This window comes from Streptomyces boetiae (genome assembly GCF_031845405.1).
Taxonomy (GTDB): domain Bacteria; phylum Actinomycetota; class Actinomycetes; order Streptomycetales; family Streptomycetaceae; genus Streptomyces; species Streptomyces boetiae.
Genome location: NZ_JAVREN010000032.1, coordinates 21,892 through 44,152 on the forward strand (window position 1 = coordinate 21,892; position 22,261 = coordinate 44,152).

At 72.8% G+C, this 22,261-nt stretch carries 18 protein-coding genes and 1 pseudogene; 13 read left to right on the forward strand and 6 right to left on the reverse strand.

Going from position 1 to position 22,261, the window contains the following annotated elements:
* Positions 1–22: 22 nt before the first annotated feature.
* The 6 genes from ftsZ (at position 23) to RM780_RS19785 (ending at position 5,126) form a co-directional block, all read left to right on the forward strand.
* Positions 23–1,267: a cell division protein FtsZ gene (ftsZ, locus tag RM780_RS19760; protein WP_311632136.1), complete on the forward strand. Its 1,245-nt coding sequence runs from the start codon at positions 23–25 to the stop codon at positions 1,265–1,267.
* Positions 1,264–2,049, forward strand: a complete 786-nt coding sequence (gene pgeF, locus RM780_RS19765; protein ID WP_311632137.1) for a peptidoglycan editing factor PgeF — start codon at positions 1,264–1,266, stop codon at positions 2,047–2,049. The genes ftsZ and pgeF overlap by 4 nt, the downstream gene beginning before the upstream one ends.
* Entirely contained in the window at positions 2,046–2,786 is a 741-nt protein-coding gene (locus RM780_RS19770; protein WP_311632138.1) for a YggS family pyridoxal phosphate-dependent enzyme, read from the forward strand. Before pgeF ends, RM780_RS19770 begins: the two co-directional genes overlap by 4 nt.
* Before the next feature lie 122 nt (positions 2,787–2,908).
* On the forward strand, positions 2,909–3,532 hold the full coding sequence (locus RM780_RS19775) for a cell division protein SepF (RefSeq protein WP_311632139.1): 624 nt from the start codon (positions 2,909–2,911) through the stop codon (positions 3,530–3,532).
* 72 nt (positions 3,533–3,604) lie between these two features.
* Positions 3,605–3,889: a YggT family protein gene (locus RM780_RS19780; protein WP_311632140.1), complete on the forward strand. Its 285-nt coding sequence runs from the start codon at positions 3,605–3,607 to the stop codon at positions 3,887–3,889.
* Between the two features lie 49 nt (positions 3,890–3,938).
* On the forward strand, positions 3,939–5,126 hold the full coding sequence (locus RM780_RS19785; RefSeq protein ID WP_311632141.1) for a DivIVA domain-containing protein: 1,188 nt from the start codon (positions 3,939–3,941) through the stop codon (positions 5,124–5,126).
* An 84-nt stretch (positions 5,127–5,210) separates the two neighbouring features.
* Here the strand turns inward: RM780_RS19785 and ileS are convergent, their stop codons facing one another.
* Positions 5,211–8,369, reverse strand: coding sequence for an isoleucine--tRNA ligase (gene ileS, locus RM780_RS19790; RefSeq protein WP_311632142.1), 3,159 nt, complete (start codon positions 8,367–8,369; stop codon positions 5,211–5,213).
* A gap of 587 nt (positions 8,370–8,956) precedes the next feature.
* On the opposite strand from ileS, the pseudogene RM780_RS19795 reads away from it, so the two are divergent.
* From RM780_RS19795 to RM780_RS19805, 3 genes and pseudogenes are all read left to right on the forward strand, one after another.
* Positions 8,957–9,349, forward strand: a pseudogene (locus tag RM780_RS19795) (TraR/DksA family transcriptional regulator); the annotation flags it as partial.
* Between the two features lie 53 nt (positions 9,350–9,402).
* Positions 9,403–10,017 carry a signal peptidase II gene (gene lspA / locus RM780_RS19800; RefSeq protein ID WP_311632143.1) on the forward strand — a complete coding sequence of 205 codons (615 nt, stop codon included), beginning with the start codon at positions 9,403–9,405 and terminating at the stop codon, positions 10,015–10,017.
* A gap of 64 nt (positions 10,018–10,081) precedes the next feature.
* Positions 10,082–11,026, forward strand: coding sequence for an RluA family pseudouridine synthase (locus RM780_RS19805; RefSeq protein WP_311632144.1), 945 nt, complete (start codon positions 10,082–10,084; stop codon positions 11,024–11,026).
* A 42-nt stretch (positions 11,027–11,068) separates the two neighbouring features.
* On the opposite strand, the gene RM780_RS19810 is transcribed toward RM780_RS19805, so the two are convergent.
* Entirely contained in the window at positions 11,069–12,247 is a 1,179-nt protein-coding gene (locus RM780_RS19810) for a mechanosensitive ion channel family protein (protein ID WP_311632145.1), read from the reverse strand.
* Positions 12,248–12,327: 80 nt separating this feature from the next.
* On the opposite strand from RM780_RS19810, the gene RM780_RS19815 reads away from it, so the two are divergent.
* Positions 12,328–12,951: a dienelactone hydrolase family protein gene (locus RM780_RS19815; RefSeq protein WP_311632146.1), complete on the forward strand. Its 624-nt coding sequence runs from the start codon at positions 12,328–12,330 to the stop codon at positions 12,949–12,951.
* A gap of 35 nt (positions 12,952–12,986) precedes the next feature.
* On the opposite strand, the gene RM780_RS19820 is transcribed toward RM780_RS19815, so the two are convergent.
* From RM780_RS19820 to RM780_RS19830, 3 genes are all read right to left on the reverse strand, one after another.
* Positions 12,987–14,594: an alkaline phosphatase D family protein gene (locus RM780_RS19820; protein WP_311632147.1), complete on the reverse strand. Its 1,608-nt coding sequence runs from the start codon at positions 14,592–14,594 to the stop codon at positions 12,987–12,989.
* A 115-nt stretch (positions 14,595–14,709) separates the two neighbouring features.
* Positions 14,710–15,555 (reverse strand): thioredoxin domain-containing protein, encoded by an 846-nt coding sequence (locus RM780_RS19825; RefSeq protein WP_311632148.1) that lies wholly within the window; start codon positions 15,553–15,555, stop codon positions 14,710–14,712.
* Between the two features lie 63 nt (positions 15,556–15,618).
* A complete protein-coding gene (locus tag RM780_RS19830; RefSeq protein WP_311632149.1) occupies positions 15,619–16,314 on the reverse strand; it encodes a hypothetical protein in 696 nt (231 codons plus the stop codon).
* Between the two features lie 251 nt (positions 16,315–16,565).
* On the opposite strand from RM780_RS19830, the gene dnaE reads away from it, so the two are divergent.
* Positions 16,566–20,108, forward strand: coding sequence for a DNA polymerase III subunit alpha (dnaE, locus tag RM780_RS19835; RefSeq protein WP_311632150.1), 3,543 nt, complete (start codon positions 16,566–16,568; stop codon positions 20,106–20,108).
* A 227-nt stretch (positions 20,109–20,335) separates the two neighbouring features.
* Positions 20,336–20,500, forward strand: a complete 165-nt coding sequence (locus RM780_RS19840; protein ID WP_311632151.1) for a hypothetical protein — start codon at positions 20,336–20,338, stop codon at positions 20,498–20,500.
* Positions 20,501–20,597: 97 nt separating this feature from the next.
* Here RM780_RS19840 and RM780_RS19845 read toward each other — a convergent pair whose 3' ends face one another.
* Positions 20,598–20,747, reverse strand: a complete 150-nt coding sequence (locus tag RM780_RS19845) for a hypothetical protein (protein WP_311632152.1) — start codon at positions 20,745–20,747, stop codon at positions 20,598–20,600.
* 179 nt (positions 20,748–20,926) lie between these two features.
* Between RM780_RS19845 and RM780_RS19850 the strand changes: the two genes are divergently transcribed.
* Positions 20,927–22,222: an NYN domain-containing protein gene (locus tag RM780_RS19850; protein WP_311632153.1), complete on the forward strand. Its 1,296-nt coding sequence runs from the start codon at positions 20,927–20,929 to the stop codon at positions 22,220–22,222.
* Positions 22,223–22,261 lie beyond the last annotated feature (39 nt).

Sequence of the window (22,261 nt, forward strand, 5' to 3'; positions counted from 1 at the left end):
ATCGAGGCGAGAGGCCTTCGACGTGGCAGCACCGCAGAACTACCTCGCAGTCATCAAGGTCGTCGGTATCGGCGGCGGTGGCGTGAACGCCATCAACCGGATGATCGAGGTCGGTCTCAAGGGCGTCGAGTTCATCGCGATCAACACCGATGCGCAGGCGCTGCTGATGAGCGACGCCGACGTCAAGCTCGACGTCGGCCGGGAGCTCACCCGGGGGCTTGGCGCCGGTGCCAACCCCGAGGTGGGCCGCAAGGCTGCCGAGGACCACCGCGAGGAGATCGAGGAGGTCCTCAAGGGGGCCGACATGGTCTTCGTGACCGCGGGCGAAGGCGGCGGCACCGGCACCGGCGGCGCGCCGGTCGTGGCGAACATCGCGCGCTCCCTGGGCGCGCTGACCATCGGCGTGGTCACCCGCCCGTTCACCTTCGAGGGCCGCCGCCGGGCCAACCAGGCGGAGGACGGCATCGCGAGCCTCCGCGACGAGGTCGACACCCTCATCGTCATCCCCAACGACCGGCTGCTGTCCATCTCCGACCGCCAGGTCAGCGTGCTGGACGCCTTCAAGTCCGCCGACCAGGTGCTGCTCTCCGGTGTCCAGGGCATCACCGACCTGATCACCACCCCCGGCCTGATCAACCTCGACTTCGCCGACGTCAAGTCCGTGATGTCCGAGGCGGGTTCGGCCCTCATGGGCATCGGCTCGGCCCGCGGCGACGACCGCGCGGTGGCCGCGGCCGAGATGGCGATCTCCTCCCCGCTGCTGGAGGCGTCCATCGACGGCGCCCGCGGCGTTCTGCTGTCGATCTCCGGCGGCTCCGACCTCGGCCTGTTCGAGATCAACGAGGCGGCGCAGCTCGTCAGCGAGGCCGCTCACCCCGAGGCCAACATCATCTTCGGCGCCGTCATCGACGACGCGCTGGGCGACGAGGTCAGAGTCACCGTGATCGCCGCCGGCTTCGACGGCGGCCAGCCCCCCGCCCGGACCCGGGAGAAGGCCCTCGGCGGCTACGGCGCCAAGGAGGAGCCGGCGCCCGCGGCCTCGGAGCGCCCCGAGCCCGAGCCGGAGCGGCCCGCCTTCAGCGGCCTCGGCTCCCTGCCCTCCCGCGACTCCGGCCTCCTGGGCGACCGCGACACGGTGGGCGCGAGCGCCGAGCCGGTCACCTCCCCGGACCGCGAATCCCGCGGCACCAGCCCCCAGGTGCCCTCGGCCCGGCCGTACGACGGCGGGCAGGTCGAGGAGCTCGACGTGCCCGACTTCCTGAAGTGAGCCCGATAGCCGAAGAGAGCACCGTGGGCGGCGCCCACTTCGCCTTCACCGGACGGTGGGGCGGGGTGAGCGCCGCTCCTTTCGACACGCTCAATCTCGGGGACGCGGTCGGGGACGACCCCGCCGCCGTCGCCGTCAACCGCGAGCGGGCCGCCCGCTCGCTCGGCCTCGCCCCCTCCGCGGTCCGCTGGATGCGGCAGGTGCACGGCCGCGAGGTCGTCCGCGCCGGCGTCCGGCCCGCGCCGGGCGAGGAACCCCCCACCGCCGACGGCCAGGTCACGGCCGAGCCGGGTGTGGCCCTGGCGGTGCTGACCGCCGACTGCGTGCCCGTGCTGCTGGCCGACCCGGTCGCGGGGGTCGTCGGCGCCGCCCACGCGGGGCGCCCGGGCCTGCTGGCCGGAGTGGTCCCCGCCACCGTCGCAGCGATGCGCGCCCTCGGCGCGGACCCCGCCCGCATCCTCGCCCGCACCGGCCCCGCCGTCTGCGGCCGGTGCTACGAGGTCCCCGAGGAGATGCGCGCCGACGCGGAGCGCGCGGTCCCCGGCTGCGGGACCACCACCCGGGCCGGCACCCCCGCGGTCGACATCCCCGCCGGGGTCGCCCTCCAGCTGGCCGCCGCCGGCGTCACCGGCACCGCTCTCTCCCCGGTCTGCACCCGGGAGTCGCCCGCACACTTCTCCTACCGCGCCGCCCCGGCCACGGGCCGGATGGCCTCGTACGTCTGGATCGGCGGCGGCCAGGGCGACGAGGAAGACGAAGAAGGGGACGGGGAGACCCGGTGAACGGCGCACGCGCGGCCGAGCTTGCGGCCAACCTCGCCCGGGTGGAGGAGCGCGTGACCCGCGCGTGCGTCACCGCGGGGCGCGCGCGGGAGGAGGTCACGCTGGTCGTGGTCACCAAGACCTACCCCGCCGAGGACGTCCGGCTGCTGGCCGGGCTCGGCGTCCGGCACGTGGCGGAGAACCGGGACCAGGAGGCCGCGGCCAAGGCGGCGGCCTGCGCGGACCTGCCCCTGAAATGGCACTTTGTCGGACAACTCCAGACAAACAAGGCGCGATCCGTGGTCCGTTATGCGGATTATGTGCACTCTGTCGACCGCGTGCGGCTGGTGTCCGCCCTCTCCTCGGCGGTGGTGAACGCCGGGCGCGCGCCCCTGAAGTGCTTCGTCCAGGTCGCCCTGGAGAAGGAGGAGGGGGCGGCGGGCGCGGAGGACGGGCCCGGCCGGGGCGGCGCTCCGCCGGGCGGCGCCGCGGCGGTGGCCGCGGCCGTGACCGAGGCCCCCGGCCTCGAACTGGCGGGCGTCATGACGGTCGCGCCGCTGTCGGGTCCCTACGCGGGGGCGCCCGCCGCGGCCTTCGCCCGGCTGGTGAACCTCGCAAGGGACCTGCGCCGGGTGGATCCTGCTGCGACCATGGTCTCGGCGGGGATGAGCGGGGACCTCGAGGAGGCGATCGCCGCCGGAGCGACACACGTACGTGTGGGGACTGCGGTACTCGGAGTCCGCCCCGCCCTCCGGTAACGTCGCCAAGCGGGGGAACCAGAGTCGAAAATATGGTCAATCCCGAAGAATTCGGGCAGGTTACGACGTGGATCCACGCCGGCGGGCGGAGCCGATCCACCACAGAGCGGAGGACGCAGTCGATGGCTGGCGCGATGCGCAAGATGGCGGTCTACCTCGGCCTCGTGGAGGACGACGGCTATGACCGGCCGGGCTACGGCCCGGATGACGAGTTCGAGCCGGAGCCCGAGCCGGAGCGAAGCCGCCGGCAGCCGGCCCACGAGCCTCCCGCCCGGGAGCGCGCGGACGAGCCGATGCGGGTCGTGCACCCCCCGGCGCAGCGGGAGCCCGAGCCCACGCCCGCCCCCATCCTGGCCGAAAGCAGACGACCCGGGAGGATCGCTCCCGTGTCTTCCATCACATCCGACCGCCAGAGCCTGGAGAAGAGCGCACCGGTGATCATGCCCAAGGTCGTGTCCGAGCGGGAGCCCTACCGCATCACGACGCTCCACCCGCGGACCTACAACGAGGCCCGTACCATCGGGGAACACTTCCGCGAGGGTACGCCCGTGATCATGAATCTGACCGAGATGGACGACACCGACGCGAAGCGACTTGTCGACTTTGCGGCTGGTCTGGTCTTCGGTCTCCATGGCAGCATCGAGCGCGTGACGCAGAAGGTGTTCCTGCTCTCGCCTGCTAACGTCGATGTAACGGCGGAGGACAAGGCCCGGATCGCCGAGGGCGGGTTCTTCAACCAGAGCTGACGGCAGGACAGACGGAAGAGCACTCCCGGCCCACCGGCCGGGCACGACAGGCAGGGGAGAGGGACCAGCGCGATGGACACCGCCTTCGACGGGATCCAGGTCTTGTTGGGCTGCTTTCTGGTCCTGCTCTTCTTCCGCCTGGTGATGGACTACGTGTTCATGTTCGCGCGCTCCTGGAACCCCGGCAAGGCGATGGTCGTTGCCCTGGAGGCGACTTACACTGTCACGGATCCGCCGCTGAAGGCGCTACGGAAGGTGATCCCTCCCTTGCGCTTCGGGGGTGTGGCGCTTGATCTGTCCTTCTTCGTATTGATGATCATCGTCTACATCCTGATCAACGTCGTGGCCAGCCTGTGAACGGGTACGGTCATGGTCGTATGCCGACGATTTACCTTGAGGTGAAGAGATGCCGCTGACCCCCGAGGACGTGCGGAACAAGCAGTTCACGACCGTCCGTCTCCGAGAAGGCTATGACGAGGACGAGGTCGACGCCTTCCTCGACGAGGTCGAGGCAGAGCTGACCAGGCTGCTCCGGGAGAACGAGGACCTGCGCGCCAAGCTGGCGGCGGCCACCCGCGCGGCGGCCCAGAACCAGCAGAACATGCGCAAGCCCGACCCGCAGGAGCGCCCGGGCGGCCCCATGTCGGCCATACCGGGACCGGGCCCCCAGCAGCACCAGCAGCATCAGCAGCACCAGCCGATGGGCGGTCCTCCGCAGCTTCCGGCCGGCCCCGGTGGTCCCGGCGGCCCCGGCCACAACCCCGGGCACGGCCCCGGCCCGATGGGTCACGGCGGCCCGATGGGCGGCCCCCAGGGCCACCCCGGCGCCCCGGTGCCGATGGGCACCCACGGCGGCCAGGGCCTGAGCGCCCCCGGCCTGGGCATGGGCGGCCCGCAGCAGATGCCCCAGCAGATGCAGCCCCAGCCCCCCCAGCCGCAGCCGGTGGGCAACGAGAGCGCCGCCCGCGTTCTCTCCCTCGCGCAGCAGACGGCCGACCAGGCCATCGCCGAGGCCCGCTCCGAGGCCAACAAGATCGTGGGCGAGGCCCGCAGCCGCGCCGAGGGCCTGGAGCGCGACGCCCGCGCCAAGGCCGACGCGCTGGAGCGGGACGCGCAGGAGAAGCACCGCGTGGCCATGGGCTCCCTGGAGTCCGCCCGCGCGACGCTGGAGCGCAAGGTCGAGGACCTGCGCGGCTTCGAGCGCGAGTACCGCACCCGCCTGAAGTCGTACCTGGAGAGCCAGCTCCGTCAGCTGGAGAGCCAGTCCGACGACTCGCTGGCACCGCCGCGGTCCCCCGCCGCCCCCTCCCTGCCGCCGTCCCCGCAGCCGTCGCTGGCCTCCGCGGGTGCGCCGGCCGGTCCCGGCGGCGGCACCATGGCCGGGCACCAGCCGCTGGGCGGCCAGGGCATGGGCGGCCACGCCACCCACGGCGGGCACTCCGCGCCGAACGGCCCGTCCTCCTACGGCGGCCAGCAGCAGATGTCCCCGGCGATGACCCAGCCGATGGCGCCCGTCCGGCCGCAGGGTCCGCAGCCGATGCAGCAGGCCCCGTCGCCGATGCGCGGCTTCCTGATCGACGAGGACGACAACTAGCAGCGGCGCGCGCCGCTCAAGGCGACGCGCACACGCTACCGAGCGAGGGGCGGGTCCACACGGACCCGCCCCTCGCTCGTGCGCTCACACCCGGCGCAGCCGGAAGGAGGCGCCCAGGGCCTCGTCCCCGAAGGTCTCGCCGAAGCCGTCGTCCGCGGCCTCTCCGGCCCCCTCCGGCTCTGGCCCGTAGTCCGTCGCCAGCACCTCGGCGCGGATCAGGGACTCGTGCTCGGCCAGGGCCCGGGCGGTCTCCGGGTCCCCGGCCCGCCATCGCAGCGCGATCCGGTCGGCCACGTCCAGGCCGCTCTTCTTCCGCGCCTCCTGCACCAGCCGCACCACGTCCCGGGCGACCCCGGCCCGTCGCAGCTCCGGCGTGATCGTCAGGTCCAGCGCCACCGTGGCGCCCGCGTCCGAGGCCACCGACCAGCCCTCGCGCGGGGTCTCGGTGATGATGACCTCCTCCGCGCCCAGCGGCACCCGCTCGCCCTCCACCTCCACCGCCGCGCTCCCCTCGCGCAGCGCGGCCGACAGCTCGGCGGCGTCCGCGGCGGCCACGGCCTTGGCCACCAGCGGGGTGCGCTTGCCGAAACGGGCGCCCAGCGCGCGGAAGTTGGCCTTCGCCGAGGTGTCGACCAGGGAGCCGCCCATGCCGGAGAGCGCGTCCAGGGCCGTGACGTTCAGCTCCTCGGCGATCTGCTCGCGCAGCTCCGCGCTCAGCAGCTCGAAGCCCTGCGCCGCGACCAGCGCGCGGGACAGGGGCTGGCGGGTCTTGACGCCGGACTCGGCGCGGGTGGCGCGGCCCAGCTCGACCAGCCGCCGGGCCAGCAGCATGTCCCGGGAGAGGTCCGGGTCGATCAGGCCCGGGTCGGCCTCGGGCCAGGAGGCCAGGTGCACCGAGTCCGGGGCGCCGGGCGTGACCGGGACGACGAGATCCTGCCAGACCCGCTCGGTGATGAACGGCACCAGCGGCGCCATCAGCCGGGTCAGGGTCTCCAGCGTCTCGTGCAGGGTGCGCAGCGCCGCCGGGTCGGCCTGCCAGAAGCGGCGGCGGGAGCGGCGGACGTACCAGTTGGAGAGGTCGTCCACGAAGGTGGAGACCAGCTTGCCCGCGCGCTGGGTGTCGAAGGACTCCATCGCCGTGGTGACCATCTCGGTCAGGGCGTTCAGCTCGCTCAGCAGCCAGCGGTCCAGCAGCGGGCGGTCGGCCGGGGCCGGGTCGCTCCCTCCGGGGGCCCAGCCGCCGGTGCGGGCGTACAGGGCCTGGAAGGCGACGGTGTTCCAGTAGGTCAGCAGGGTCTTGCGGACCACCTCCTGGATCGTGCCGTGCCCGACCCGGCGCGCGGACCAGGGCGAGCCGCCGGCCGCCATGAACCACCGCACGGCGTCCGCCCCGTGGCGTTCCATCAGCGGGATGGGCTCCAGGATGTTGCCCAGGTGCTTGGACATCTTGCGGCCGTCCTCGGCCAGGATGTGGCCCAGGCAGACGACGTTCTCGTAGGAGGAGCGGCCGAAGACCAGCGTGCCCACGGCCATCAGCGTGTAGAACCACCCGCGGGTCTGGTCGATCGCCTCGCAGATGTACTGCGCGGGGTACCGCTTCTCGAACGCCTCGCGGTCGCGGTAGGGGTAGCCCCACTGCGCGAACGGCATGCTGCCCGAGTCGTACCAGGCGTCGATGACCTCGGGGACGCGGGCCGCGGTCAGGGCGCAGCCTTCGGCGGTGCAGCCGAAGGTGACCTCGTCGATGTACGGGCGGTGCGGGTCCAGGCCCGACTGGTCGGCCCCGGTCAGCTCGCTCAGCTCGGCCAGCGAGCCGACGCAGGTCAGGTGGCCCTCGGGGCAGCGCCAGATGGGCAGTGGGGTGCCCCAGTACCGGTTGCGGGAGAGGGCCCAGTCCACGTTGTTGTTCAGCCAGTCGCCGTAGCGGCCGTGCTTCACGGACTCGGGATACCAGGTGGTGGCCTCGTTCTCCCGCAGGAGGGCGTCGCGGATCTGGGTGGTGCGGATGTACCAGGACGGCTGGGCCCAGTAGAGCAGCGGGGTGTGGCAACGCCAGCAGTGCGGGTAGCTGTGCTCGTACGGCTGATGGCGCAGCAGCAGGCCGCGGGCGGCGAGGTCGGCGGTCAGCGCCTCGTCGGCCTTCTTGAAGAACTGCCCGCCCACCAGCGGCAGTCCGGCCTCGAAGGTGCCGTTCGCCAGCACGGGGTTGACCACCGGCAGGCCGTAGCGGCGGCAGGTGGCCAGGTCGTCCTCGCCGAAGGCGGGGGCCTGGTGCACCAGACCGGTGCCGTCCTCGGTGGTGACGTAGTCCGCGGTGACCACGAAGTGCGCCTCGGCGCCGCCGAAGTCGACCACCTCGAACGGCCGCCGGTACCGCCAGCGTTCCATCTCCGCGCCGGTGAAGGTGCGGCCCGTGGGCTCCCAGCCCTCGCCCAGCGCCTTGCCGATCAGGGGCTCGGCGACGACCAGGCGCTCGCTGCCGTCGGTGACGACGGCGTAGGTCACCTCGGGGTGGACGGCGACCGCGGTGTTCGACACCAGGGTCCAGGGGGTGGTCGTCCACACCAGCAGGGCGGCCTCGCCGGCCAGCGGGCCCGAGAGCAGCGGGAGGCGGACGTAGACAGAGGGATCGACGACCGTCTCGTAGCCCTGGGCCAGCTCGTGGTCCGACAGGCCGGTCTCGCAGCGAGGGCACCAGGGCGCCACCCGGTGGTCCTGCACGAGCAGGCCCTTGCCGAAGATCTCCTTCAGCGACCACCACACGGACTCCACGTACTCCGGGTCCATGGTGCGGTAGGCGGCGTCCAGGTCCACCCAGTACCCCATCCGCGTGGTCAGGGCGGCGAAGGCGTCGGTGTGGCGGGTCACGGACTCGCGGCAGCGGGCGTTGAACTCGGCGATGCCGTACGCCTCGATGTCCTGCTTCCCGGTGAAGCCCAGCTCCTTCTCCACGGCCAGCTCCACGGGCAGGCCGTGGCAGTCCCAGCCGGCCTTGCGGACCACGTGGTGGCCGCGCATGGTGCGGAAGCGGGGGAAGACGTCCTTGAAGACCCGGGCCTCGATGTGGTGAGCGCCGGGCATGCCGTTGGCCGTGGGCGGGCCCTCGTAGAACACCCACTCGGGGCGGCCCTCGGACTGCTCCAAACTCCGGGCGAAGGTCCGCTTCTCCGCCCACAGCGCGAGCACCCCGTGCTCGAGCGCGGGCAAGTCGACCTGGGCCGGTACGGGGCGGTACTGCGTCATCGGATCGTCCTCCGGCGGACACACGTGCGTTCTCGGTGCGCTATCCGTCGGAGGGACGAGAGCGCGTGCGCTCCCGCGGTACCACCCTCCTTGGCCGGGGTGACGCCGGAGGTCCCGGCGGCCCGTGGCCCGCTCCGTTGGGTGCGATGCCGGGTCTACTCGCCCGGCCGCGAGGACGCGGGCTTTCTTCCGGCGGCTCCGGGGTGATCTTCGCGTCGCGCTCGCCCCCGGGCTCACACCGTCCCCGGGTCGCTCGCGGCTGCCTGACGACGCTACTCGTCCCCATCCTCGCCGTTCGCCGGGGTCCAGTGTACGGGCCGCGGCGGGCGGGCGACGACCGGATGACCGGCTTATCCGCCCGCCGGGCGGGGCACAACGCAGGCAGACCGGCGTGCCCTCATTGCCGCCCCATTTCGGTCGATTTATCGTTCCGGTCACGATTCGTCCCTCAGGGCGGGCGGCACGCCACGCGTCCGGCCCGCAGCGGAAGACGGGAGCCCCAGAAGGTGCCAGCGATGAACAGCACGGCCGACGAACCGTCCCTGCCGGTGGGCCCCTCCCGCCTCACCGCTCCGTCGCTCTCCCACGACCTGGCCGTCCGGCCCGGTGAGGAGCCCTGGACACCGGACGAGGTGACCGAGGCGCACTCCGGTCTGGTGGCCGAGGCCGGCCGGCTGCGCGCGGAGATCGCCGCCTCGGAGGCGGCGCTGACGGGCCTGATGCGGGACTCCGGCGACGGCGCGGGCGACGACCAGGCCGACACCGGTACCAAGAACGTCACCCGCGAGCACGAGATGGCGCTGGCCACCAACGCCCGGGAGATGCTGTACCAGACCGAGCGGGCCGTCGCCCGCCTGGAGGCCGGGACCTACGGGCTGTGCGAGACCTGCGCGGACCCGATCGGCAAGGCCAGGATGCAGGTCTTCCCGCGGGCCACGCTGTGCGTGGACTGCAAGCAGAAGCAGGAGCGCCGGCTCTGACCGGCCCCGGTGACCCCTCGGGCGAGCGCGCGGGCGTGGCGTACCCTCGTCCCGTGAGCGAGGCGGAGCGGACCATCGAAACCCCGGACGAGCCCGGCGAGCCGGAGCCCGCGCGGGGAGCGGAGCCCGAGGGGACCGAGCCGGAGAACGCGGACGGCGCCGAGCCGCGGGACCGGCCGCGCGGCGGGCGGCGGGTCACGGTGCTGGCCGGGGTGGCCGCGTTCGCCTACATCCTGGACCTGATCACCAAGATCATGGTCGTGGAGTGGCTGGAGCACGAGGAGCCCATCGACATCCTCGGGGCGTGGCTGCGCTTCGAGGCGGTGCGCAACGGCGGCGCCGCCTTCGGCGTCGGCGAGGCCCTCACCGTCGTCTTCACCTGCATCGCCGCCGCCGTGATCGTGGTGATCGTCCGGCTGGCCAGAAAGCTCTACAGCACCCCGTGGGCCATCGCGCTGGGGCTGCTGCTGGGCGGCGCGCTCGGCAACCTCACCGACCGGATCTTCCGCGCCCCCGGAACGCTGGAGGGGCACGTGGTCGACTTCATCGCCCCCAAGTACTTCGCCGTCTTCAACCTCGCGGACTCCGCGATCGTCTGCGGCGGCATCCTCATCGTGCTGCTGTCCTTCCGGGGCCTGGACCCCGACGGCACGGTCCACCGGGACTGAACGGCCGGGTCCCGCCGCTCCTGGCGGGCGGCGGGGCGTCCCCCGTCCGGCATACTCGGACCTTGTGAGCACCCTTCCCGAAACCCGCGCGCTGCCCGTCCCCGAGGGCCTGGAGGGTGAGCGTGTCGACGCCGCCCTCGCCCGCATGCTCGGCTTCTCCCGGACCAAGGCGGCCGAGCTTGCCGCCGCCGGGAAGGTCAGGATCGACGGCGCGGAGGTCGGCAAGTCCGAGCGGGTGACGGGCGGTTCGTGGATCGAGGTCGAGATGCCCGCCCCGGCGGCCCCGGTGCGGCTTGAGGCCACGCCCGTGGAGGGCATGGAGATCGTCCACGACGACGAGGACCTGATCGTGGTGAACAAGCCGGTCGGCGTCGCGGCCCACCCCAGCCCCGGCTGGAGCGGGACCACCGTGGTGGGCGGCCTGGCCGCCGCCGGGTACCGGATCGCCACCTCCGGCGCGGCCGAACGGCAGGGCGTGGTGCACCGCCTGGACGTGGGCACCTCGGGCCTGATGGTCGTCGCCAAGTCGGAGAACGCCTACTCCCGCCTGAAGCAGCAGTTCCGCGACCGGACCGTGGACAAGCGGTACCACGCGCTGGTGCAGGGGCACCCCGACCCGCTCAGCGGCACCATCGACGCCCCGGTCGGCCGCCACCCGCAGCACGACTACAAGTGGGCGGTCACCGCCGACGGCAAGCCCTCCGTCACCCACTACGACCTCATCGAGGCCTTCCGCGCCGCGAGCCTGCTCGACATCAAGCTGGAGACCGGCCGCACCCACCAGATCCGGGTGCACATGTCCGCCCACCGCCACCCCTGCGCCGGGGACCTCACCTACGGGGCCGACCCGGTGCTGGCCCGTCGGCTGGGCCTGACCCGGCAGTGGCTGCACGCGGTCCGCCTCGGCTTCGCGCACCCGGCGGACGGGCGGTGGGTGGAGTTCGCCACCGACTACCCCGAGGACCTGCGGGGGGCCCTGGACCGGCTGCGCGCCGAGAGCGGCGGCTGACCGGCAGCCGACCGGAGGCGCCCGCCGGGGGCGTTGCCCCGCTCAGCGCCCGCCGGTCTCCTCCGCGGCCTTCGCGTCCTCGCCGGCCTTCGCGTCCTCGCCGGCCTTCGCGTCCTCCTCGCGCCGCGCAGCCTCGGCCGGGCGTCCGGGCGCGGCCTGGGCGGGGAGGGCCCTCGCGGCCTCCGGGGCGACGGCCGCCGGGGAGGTGGGGACGCGGGGCAGCGCGTAGGGGTGGTGCTCGCGCAGCCAGGCGATTAGCTCCTCCCGGACCGCGCACCGGATCGTCCACGCGTCGTCCGCGTTGCGCGCCGACATCGAGGCCCGCACCTGGAGGGTGGTCGGCGTCGTGTCGGTGACCACCAGACCCCAGTGCCGCCCGTCCCAGTCCTTGCGGGTCAGCAGGAACTTCCGCAGCCGCTCGCGCAGCGCCGGGACGGGGGTGGCGTAGTCGAGGTGGAAGAAGACCGTGCCGGTGATCTGGTTGCCGCCGCGGGACCAGTTCTCGTAGGGCTTGCTGTTGAAGTACGACACCGGCATCGTCAGGCGGCGGTCGTCCCAGATCCGCACCGTGAGGAACGCCAGGGACATCTCCTCCACCGTGCCCCACTCGCCGTCCACCACCACCGTGTCGCCGATCTTCACGGAGTCGCCGAACGCTATCTGGAGCCCGGCGAAGAGGTTGCTGAGCATCGACTGGGCCGCGACGCCCGCGATGATGCCGATCACGCCGGCCGAGGCCAGCATCGAGGCGCCCAGGGTCCGCAGGCCGGGGAAGAGCAGCAGCATCGACACCGCGACCGCGACCAGCGCCAGGACGCCGGTGATCACCCGGCGGATCATGGCGAGCTGGGTCCGGAACTGCCGCACCCGGGCCAGGTCGGTGGTGCGGGCCTCGTAGTGGGCGAGGGAGTTCTCGGCCACCGCGCCGGCCGCCCGGATGGTCAGCCACGCGGCCGAGAAGATCGCCACCGAGGCCAGCATGGTGAGGACGATGTCGTTGCGCCGCAGGTCCAGGTTGAACGCGGTGTACGCCACCCGCATCGTCACCGAGGCCAGCAGGAGCTGGACCGGGGCCCGGCAGCGCCGCAGCAGCCCCCACAGCCGGGTGTCCGGGTGCCGGGTGTCGGCGGCGTGCAGGGCCCGGTCGATCGCCCAGCCGATGACCGCGGTCAGCGCCACCGTGCCGAACAGCACCAGGAGCGGGCGCAGCACAGCGTCCATGGGATGCGTCAGCCTCTCCGTCGTCGCGTTCGCTTTCCGGACTCCTCCGGTCCGACCCGCCCGCCAGGCTAGCTGGCAGGATGGGCGGACCAAGAACCCCGACTACCACCGGAAGGCCGGAGAAGTCCGTGAGCAATGTCATGCTCTTCCACTCCGTATACGGGCTGCGGCCCGCTGTGCACCAGGCCGCCGACCGGCTGCGGGAGGCCGGGCACGCGGTGACCGTGCCCGATCTCTTCGAGGGCCGCACGGCCGGGGAGGTGGAGGAGGGCATGGAGATCGCGGACGGCATCGGCCGCGACGAGCTGCTGCGGCGCGCGGTGGCCGCCAGCGCGCCCCTGTCCGACGGCGGCCTGGTCTACGCCGGGTTCTCTCTGGGCGCGGCCCTGGCCCAGACCGTTGCGCTGGGGGACCGGAAGGCGCGCGGACTGCTCCTGCTGCACGGCACCTCGGACGTACCCGAGGACGCCTCCGCCGACGGGCTGCCCGTCCAGCTTCACGTGGCCGACCCCGACGCCTTCGAGCCGCACGACTGGCTGACCGCCTGGTACCTGCGGATGGGGCGGGCCGGGGCCGACGTGGAGGTCTTCCGCCACCCCGGGGCCGGGCACCTCTACACCGACCCCGGGCTCCCCGACCACGACGCGGAGGCGGCGGAGGCGACCTGGCGGACGGCGCTCGGCTTCCTCGACGGGCTCGGCTGAGGGCGTTCCTCCCGGTCCGCTCCCGGCCCGGGGCGTCAGGCCCGCGTGACGCGCTGGGTCCCGTCCAGGGTCTGGTATGAGCGGGCCAGCGTGCTGGTGGCCGCCGGGTCGGCGCGGTCGGAGAGGACGTAGTAGTCCATCCGGGCCCGCTCGGGCGTCACGTCGAGGACCGCGTAGCCGTGGGAGTCCATGTCCAGCCAGCGCACGTGCCGGTTCGCGGCCTTGATCGCGGTCTCGGCCACGCCGGAGAGGGTGTGCGGGGGGACGCCCAGCAGGTCGTCGACGTTGTCCGAGGTGACGGAGGTGACGACGAACTCCGTGGCCACGGACGGCGAGAGCGGGTAGGTCGCGGCGCGCAGCGGGACGTCGTTCGCCCAGTGCATGTGGATGTCGCCGGTCAGGAAGACGGTGTTGGTCACGCGCCGCTCGTGCAGGTGGCCCAGGAGGCGGTCGCGGTCGGCGGTGTAGCCGTCCCACTGGTCGGTGAAGACGGCCAGGCCGCCGGCGGGCAGGCCCAGGCACTCCCCGATCGGGCCCAGCAGGTAGGCGGGCACGGAGCCGAAGGCCACCGGCGAGATCATCACCGAGTTGCCGATCAGGTGCCAGCGGGTGTCCGAGGCGGACAGGCCGGAGGTCAGCCAGTCCAGCTGGGCGGCGCCCGTCAGCGTGCGGGCCGGGTCGTCCACGGCGCCGTTCCCGATGCCGGCCTGCTGGTCGCGGAAGGAGCGCAGGTCCAGCAGGTGCAGGTCGGCCAGCGTGCCGAAGCGCAGCCGCCGGTAGGTGGTGCCCTCGACCGCCGGGCGCACGGGCATCCACTCGAAGTAGGCCCGCACGGCGGCCGAGCGGCGGGCGGCCCAGTCGCCCTCCTCGCCGGGGGTGTGGTTCTGCGCGCCCTCGCGCCAGGCGTCGTTCGCCGTCTCGTGGTCGTCCCATATGGCGATCACCGGGTGGGCGGCGTGCAGGGCCCGCAGGTCCGGGTCGGTGCGGTAGTGGCCGTGGCGGACGCGGTAGTCGGCCAGGGTGACGATCTCGTGGGCGGGCCGGTGGGGGCGGACCGGGTCGGCGGGGTAGGAGCCGGTGGCGTACTCGTAGAGGTAGTCGCCCAGGTGCAGCACGGCGTGCAGGTCCCGGCGGGCGGCCAGGTGCCGGTAGGCGGCGAAGTGGCCCGCCTCGTAGTTGGAGCAGGAGACGACGCCCAGGCGCAGGCCGGCCGGGGCCGCTCCCGTGGCGGGCGCGGTGCGGGTGCGCCCGGCGGGGGACTGCGCGCCCCCGGCGGCGAAACGGTAGTGGTAGGCCGTGTCGGCCTCCAGCCCCCGCACGTCGGCCTTGACCGTGTGGTCGGAGGCGGCGCTCGCGGTGACGCTGCCCGAGGCCACGACCGTGCGGAACTCCGCGTCCCGGGCCACCTCCCAGGTCACCTCGGTGTCCGGGCCCTCCCCGGAGCCCGGCACGGCGGCCGGGGTCGGGGTCACCCGCGTCCACAGCAGGACGCCGTCGGGCAGCGGGTCGCCGGAGGCCACCCCGTGGTGGAAGGCGGGCCCGTCGGCGGCCCTCGCCGTGGTCGCTGCGGCCATCGGCAGCACGGCGGCGGCAGCGGCGGCGGCCGTGACCACGGTGCGTCGGGTGGGTGCGGTGTGCGTCACGACCGCTGATGCTAGGGAGAACAACGGGGAAAGCGGTAGGCCACGGACGAGAGTTCGCCGTTTCGTCGCCCACCGCTTCCCCCGCGGGACCCCGGCGTCCTCGCCGGGCCGGTCGTTATTCCGCGGCCTGCTCGCTGTTGGCCTCGACCATGTCCTCCCAGTCGGCCGGGGAGCGCGGCGTGTCCACGATGTCCTCGTTGAAGCGGACGGCGGGGGTGCCTTCGACATCCTCGGCCGAGTTGAAGTACGCGGACATCTGGAGGGCCCACACCGCGAAGGTGCTGTCCCGGACGTCCGCGGCGAACTGGTCGTTGCCCTCCAGCTCGGGGACCGACTGGGCGATCTCGATCAGCCGCTCGTCGTCGGCGTACTCGTCCAGGGTCTCCGGCGGGTGGTTCTCCTCGGAGTAGAGCTGCTCGTGCAGACCCAGGAACGCCTCGGGGCTGACGTCCAGGGCGGCGCCCAGCGCGCTGAGGGCGTTCTTGGAGCCGGTGGCCCCGGCGCGGTCAAGGAAGGTGCCGAAGACGTACTCCACGGCGTAGTCGCCGTCGTCCACGCCCTGCTGGATCGCCTCGCCCACCTGCTGCTCGAACTGCGCGCAGATCGGGCAGCGGGGGTCCTCGTAGAGGGTGACGGTGTTGGCCGCGTCCTCGGGGCCGATGCGGATGGTGCGGCCGTTCTCGCCCGAGGTGTTGGCGGGGGCGGCGGTCGGGAAGCCCTCGTCGGCGTCCTCGGTGACCTGGGCCAGGACGGCCTCCCAGTCCGTCGAGTCGCCCTCGCCGCCGCTGTCGCGGTTGGCCACGGCCACGCCGATGCCGGCGGCGAGGGCCAGGACGGCGAGGACGGAGCCGCCGACGACGAGCTGGCGGCGGATCTTGTCGCGGCGGGCCTGGCGTTCGCGCTCGGCGCGCAGGCGCTCGCGGGCGGCGCGTTTGGCCTCGGCGGAGTTGCGCTTGCTCATGGTGGTCTTCGTCTTCCGTGAGAAAAGGGGTGAGTTCCGGGGGACCGGCCCGGGGGAGTGGTCCTAGCGAGCGGGCACCGGGGCCGGAGGGCCGCGTCGCAGGACGGAGTGGCTGAGCAGCGGAAGCCCGGGGAGGGCGGCGCGCGAGGCGCGGGGGCGCGGCAGGCGCGGCGCGGGGTGCGCGGCGCGGGCGGCGCCGAGCGCGGCCACGGCCAGCAGCAGCGGGCGGAACGTCGCCGCCGCGGCCGAGCGCAGCAGGCGGGCCAGGGCGCGCTCCCCGCAGCGCAGCCAGGCGGCGGCGGCCAGGCCGGCCACCAGGTGGGCGGACAGCAGCAGCCAGGGGCCCGCCGGGTCGGCGGCCTGGTGCGGGGCGGCCAGGCCGGCCAGCGGAGTGCCGACGTCGCCGCCGGCGCACAGCAGGTCCACGCCCATCAGCCGCAGCGGGCCGGTGACCGGTCCCCCGCCGGGGCCGTAGCAGGTCTCCTGGCCGGTGGTGAAGACAGTGTCGGCGCCGAGCTGGAGCGGCAGCAGCAGCGCGGCGATCGCGCGGTACCCGCGCTCGTGCTCGCCGGCCAGGGACCAGGCGAGGGCGAAGACCGCGGCGGTCACGGCGGCGACCGCGGGCAGCGGCAGCGGTGTGCCGGAGAGCAGGACGTGGGCACCGGCGGAGAGCGTGACGGTGAGCGCGGCGAACACCGCCGCGCGCGCCACGCGTATCCCGGAGAACGAGCCGGCCAATCCGGCACCCCATCTGCCCATCGCCGCCGAGTGTGCCACGCCCGGATAAGGCGGCGGTAAGGGCGGGGTGCGCGGACGGCGGAAAACGTGCGGTGCCCGGCCAGCGAAGGGCGCGGAAAAACGGGACGGCGCTGACCTTGGAGGTTGCCCCGCGCACCCCCTGTGACCTGGGGAAACGTCCGGTGCGCGAGGCGTGGGAAGGGCCCCTCGGGGCGGCCGGTGCGGATGTAGGGTCTGGGGTGATCCCGCCCCTGCTGCGAAAGGCCCGTGGAGTGACCCAGCCCTTCACCCACCTGCACGTGCACACTCAGTACTCGCTGCTGGACGGAGCGGCACGGCTGAAGGACATGTTCAAGGCCTGCCAGGACATGGGGATGAGCCACATCGCCGTGACCGACCACGGCAACCTGCACGGGGCGTACGACTTCTTCCAGCAGGCCACGGGCGCGGGGATCACGCCGATCATCGGCATCGAGGCGTACGTCGCTCCCGAGTCGCGGCGGCACAAGCGGCGCGTGCAGTGGGGCCAGCCGCACCAGAAGAAGGACGACGTCTCCGGTTCCGGCGGTTACACGCACAAGACGATCTGGGCGTACAACAAGACGGGTCTGCACAACCTCTTCCGGCTCTCCTCGGACGCCTACACCGAGGGCTTCTTCGTCAAGTGGCCCCGGATGGACAAGGAGACCATCGCCCAGTGGTCCGAGGGCCTGATCGCCTCCACCGGCTGCCCCTCGGGCGAGGTGCAGACCCGGCTGCGGCTGGGGCAGGAGGAGGAGGCCCTGAAGGCGGCGGCCGGGTACCTGGAGATCTTCGGCCGGGACCGGTACTTCCTGGAGCTGATGGACCACGGCCTGGACATCGAGCGGCGCGTGCGGGACGGGCTGCTGGAGATCGGCCGCAAGCTCGGCATCCGGCCCATCGTGACCAACGACAGCCACTACACGCACGCGCACGAGGCCGGGGCGCACGACGCGCTGCTGTGCGTGCAGACCGGCAAGAACCTCTCCGACCCCGACCGCTTCCGCTTCGACGGCACCGGGTACTACCTGAAGTCGCCGCAGGAGATGTACGCCATCGACTCCTCCGACGCCTGGCAGGAGGGCTGCGCCAACACCCTGCTGGTGGCCGAGCAGGTGGACACCACGGGCTGGTTCGAGGCGCGGGACCTGATGCCGCGCTTCGACGTGCCCGAGGGGTACACCGAGGTGACCTGGTTCCAGGAGGAGGTCCGCAAGGGCATGGCCCGCCGCTGGCCGGGCGGGGTGCCGGAGGACCGGCAGCGGCAGGCCGAGTACGAGATGGGCGTCATCATCCAGATGGGGTTCCCCGGGTACTTCCTCGTGGTCGCGGACTTCATCATGTGGGCCAAGGAGCAGGGCATCGCCGTGGGCCCGGGCCGAGGCTCGGCGGCCGGCTCGATCGTGTCCTACGCCCTGGGCATCACGGACCTCGATCCCCTGGAGCACGGGCTGATCTTCGAGCGGTTCCTCAACCCCGAGCGCGTCTCCATGCCCGATGTCGACATCGACTTCGACGAGCGCCGGCGCGGCGAGGTCATCCGGTACGTCACCGAGAAGTACGGCGCCGACAAGGTGTCCATGATCGGCACCTACGGAACGATCAAGGCGAAGGCCGCCATCAAGGACGCCTCCCGCGTGCTGGGTTACCCCTACGCCATGGGCGACCGGATCACCAAGGCCATGCCCGCCGACGTCCTGGGCAAGGGCATCCCGCTCTCCGGCATCACGGACAAGGACCACCCGCGCTACAGCGAGGCGGCCGAGGTCCGGGGCATGTACGAGAACGAGCCCGACGTCCGCAAGGTGATCGACACGGCCAAGGGCCTGGAGGGCCTGGTCCGGCAGATGGGCATGCACGCCGCCGGCGTGATCATGTCCAGCGAGCGGCTGGTGGACCACGTGCCGCTGTTCGCCCCGAAGAACGACGGGGTGGTCGTCACGCAGTGGGACTACCCCACCTGCGAGGCGCTCGGCCTGCTGAAGATGGACTTCCTGGGCCTGCGGAACCTGACGATCATGGACGACGCCGTCAAGCTGATCAAGCGGAACAAGGGCGTCGAGATCAAGCTGCTCGACCTGACGCTGGACGACAAGAAGACCTTCGAACTCCTGGGCCGCGGCGACACCCTGGGGGTCTTCCAGTTCGACGGCGGCCCGATGCGTTCGCTGCTGCGCATGATGAAGCCGGACGAGTTCGAGGACATCTCCGCCGTCGGCGCCCTGTACCGGCCGGGCCCGATGGGCATGAACTCGCACATCAACTACGCGCTGCGGAAGAACGGCCAGCAGGAGATCACCCCGATCCACCCCGAGCTGGAGGAGCCGCTCAAGGACGTGCTGGACGTCACCTACGGCCTGATCGTCTATCAGGAGCAGGTGCAGAAGGCCGCGCAGGTGCTCGCCGGGTACTCGCTGGGACAGGCGGACCTGCTGCGCCGGGCGATGGGCAAGAAGAAGAAGGAGATTCTGGAGAAGGAGTTCGTCCCGTTCCAGAAGGGAATGCGGGAGCGCGGCTATTCCGACGAGGCGATCCAGGCCGTGTGGGACGTTCTGGTGCCCTTCTCGGGATACGCGTTCAACAAGGCGCACTCCTCCGCCTACGGCCTCGTCACCTACTGGACGGCCTATCTCAAGGCGAATTACCCGGCCGAGTACATGGCGGCCCTTCTCACCTCCGTCCGGGACGACAAGGACAAGTCCGCCGTCTACCTGAACGAGTGCCGCCGCATGGGCATCAAGGTGCTGCCGCCGGACGTCAACGAATCCGAGGCGCACTTCACGCCGCGCGGCGACGACACGATCGTCTTCGGCCTGACCGCCGTGCGCAACGTCGGCCAGAACGTGGTGGACTCGATCGTCGCCTGCCGCAAGGCCAAGGGGAAGTACGCCTCCTTCCCCGACTTCCTCGACAAGGTGGACGCCGTGGTCTGCAATAAGCGGACCGTCGAGTCGCTGATCAAGGCGGGGGCGTTCGACACCCTGGGCCACACCCGCAAGGGCCTGACCGCGCACTTCGAGTCCATGATCGACAACGTCGTGCAGGTCAAGCGCAAGGAGGCCGAGGGACAGTTCGACCTCTTCGGCGGCTTGGACGACGGCGCGGGCGGGGACTCGCCCGGCTTCGGCATGGACGTGATCTTCTCCGAGGAGGAGTGGGAGAAGACGTATCTCCTCGCGCAGGAGCGGGAGATGCTCGGCCTCTACGTCTCCGACCACCCGCTCTTCGGCATCGAGCACGTGCTGGACGAGAAGGCCGACGCCGCCATCTCCGCGCTGACCGGCGGCGATCACTCGGACGGGGCGATCGTCACCATCGGCGGCATCATCTCCGGCCTCCAGCGCAAGATGACCAAGCAGGGCAACCCCTGGGCCATCGCCACCGTCGAGGACCTGGCCGGCTCCATCGACTGCATGTTCTTCCCCGCCACCTACCAGCTCGTCTCCACCCAACTCCTCGAGGACGCCGTGGTGTTCGTCAAGGGACGGCTGGACAAGCGGGAGGACGTCCCGCGCCTGGTGGCGATGGAGCTGATGGTGCCCGACCTCTCCGATGCCGCCTCCGACGCGCCCGTGACCATCACCATCCCGACCGTGAAGGTCACCCCGCCGCTGGTGGAGCGGCTGGGCGAGGTGCTGGGGCAGCACCGCGGACCCACCGAGGTCCGCGTCCGGCTCCAGGGCACCCGGACCACCACCCTGCTGCGGCTGGACCGGCACCGGGTCCAGGCCGACCCCGCGCTCTTCGGCGACCTCAAGGCCCTCCTCGGGCCGGCCTGCCTGGCGGCGGGCTGACCGGGGCGGGCGCCGGGCCCCTCGCGGGGCCCGGCGCCGGGGCTTTGGCCGGGTTGCGTGTCGGGGCGGTTACCACGCGCTCACCGGGGGCCTTGGCCGGATGATGGGGCCTATTGGCCCGAAGATGGCAGGCGCTTTACCCGAATAAGGCCCGGCCGCCACTACCTTCGGCAACGAGGGAACAAAGCCAATCCGCCGCAAGAGGGGTGGCTGTTGTGGACGTCCGGATGGTAGAGAAAGCCGTCTTTCTTCTGCGCTATGTGCACGCCTCCCGCCAGGAGGCCGTGCACGCCCTGGAGAGTTATTTCCCGGGGGCCGCGTTCGAGGACCGGCTGCGGTGTGTTCATGAGGCGTGGGACATCGTGCGCCAGCGGGAACTCCACAGGACCTGAGGGCACCTGAAGGAATTCGGCACACAACGCGCGGAGGGCGCGCCCCGGTCGGGCGCGCCCTCCGTCGTGCCGGGCCCGTGGCCCCGGGCCGGGGACTTCAGTTGTGGCCGAAGCGCCGTTCGCGCTTCTTCGACTTCTGCTGGTCCGCCGGGACGTCGGCCGCGGTCCGCTCGGGAGGCCGCTCCTGTCGTTCCCGCCCCGCGTCCTGCCGCTCCTGCGAGTCGCCGCGGTTCCTGTTCTTGGCCATGATCGCCTCCTGGGGGCTGCGGAAGGCCGGTTCGCGACCAGATTCGCACGCCGCACCATAGTTCGCATTCCGGGCGGCGCCGTGGGTGGACTCGCCACGCCGAAGATCGAGTTGGCACAGATAACGGCCGCAGGGTCGGGCAGACTCACAGGAAACGCTCCGGTGAAAGAAGGTGCAACGTGGACCGCTGCGTCGTCCTGGTGGACGCCGGGTATCTGCTGGGCGCCGCCGCGAGTCTGCTCGCCGGAGAGCCCTCCCGCCCCCGCATCGCCGTGGACCACGCCGCGCTGATCCAGGCGTTGCGCGAGCGCGCCGAGGCGGACACGGGCTGCGATCTGCTGCGGATCTACTGGTTCGACGGCGCCCCCGACCGCGTTCCCCAGCCCGAGCACCGGCGGCTGCGCGTCATGCCCCGCGTCACCGTCCGCCTCGGCGCCCTCACCCGCAGCGACGGGCGCTGGGCGCAGAAGGGCGTGGACGCCGCGATGCACGCCGAACTCACCGAGCTGGCACGCAATCGCGCCTGCGCCGACATCGTCCTCGTCACCGGCGACGGCGACCTGCTGCCCGGCCTGATGTCCGCCAAGGAGCACGGCGTCGCCGTCCACCTCTGGGCCGTCCAGGCCGCCGACGGCGACTACAACCAGTCCGAGGACCTCGTCGCCGAGGCCGACGAACGCCGGGTGCTGGACCGCGCCTGGATCACCCGCGCCGTCCGCCTCTCCGACGCCCCGCCCGGCGACGCCCCCCGGGTGGCCACCCGCCCCGAGATCGCCGCCATCCTCGCCGCCCCGCACCGCGAGGGCCCCGGGGGCCGCCCCGGCCCCGCCGCACGCCCCCTGCCCGTCACGGCCGTCGAGAGCGTCGGCGAGGGGCCGGCGCCCGAGGGCGGATCGGCCGCCGGGACCCGGAACGGCGCCGCCCGCTCCGCCGAGGACCCCGACGCGCCGCCCGCCCCCCGCGACGGCGCGGCCCCCGCCCCCCGCGGCGTCCCCACCCCCAAGGACCTCGCCTCCCTGGGCCGCCCGGCCCCCTCCGGCCACAGCGGCTCCGTCTCCGCCCCCACCGCCACCCTGCGCTGGTCCTCCGACCGAGGCTGGGTGGACCGCGGTGCCCCCGAGGAGCCCCCGGAGATCGCCTCCCTGCCGATGCTCTCCCAGCTCACCACCGCCGAGCAGCGCTGGGCCGACCGCGAGGAGGACATCACCGCCGTCAGCGGCGACCCCTTCGAGGTCGGCCAGGTCTTCGCCCGCCGCTGGGCCGAGCGCCTGGGCACCACGGCCCACCTGGACCGCCTCTCCGCCGAGTACCCCCGCATCCCGCACCGGATCGACGGCGAACTGCTGCGCTACGCCGCCCGGTTCGGCCTCCTCGCCCACAAGGACGACCAGATCGACGAGCAGGACAGGTACGCCATCCGGGCGGGCTTCTGGCGTGAGCTGGACGCCAGGACCGACACCGAACGCGCCTCCTGAAACGCCGGCCGGGAGCCCGCCGCGCGACCGCGGGCCGCG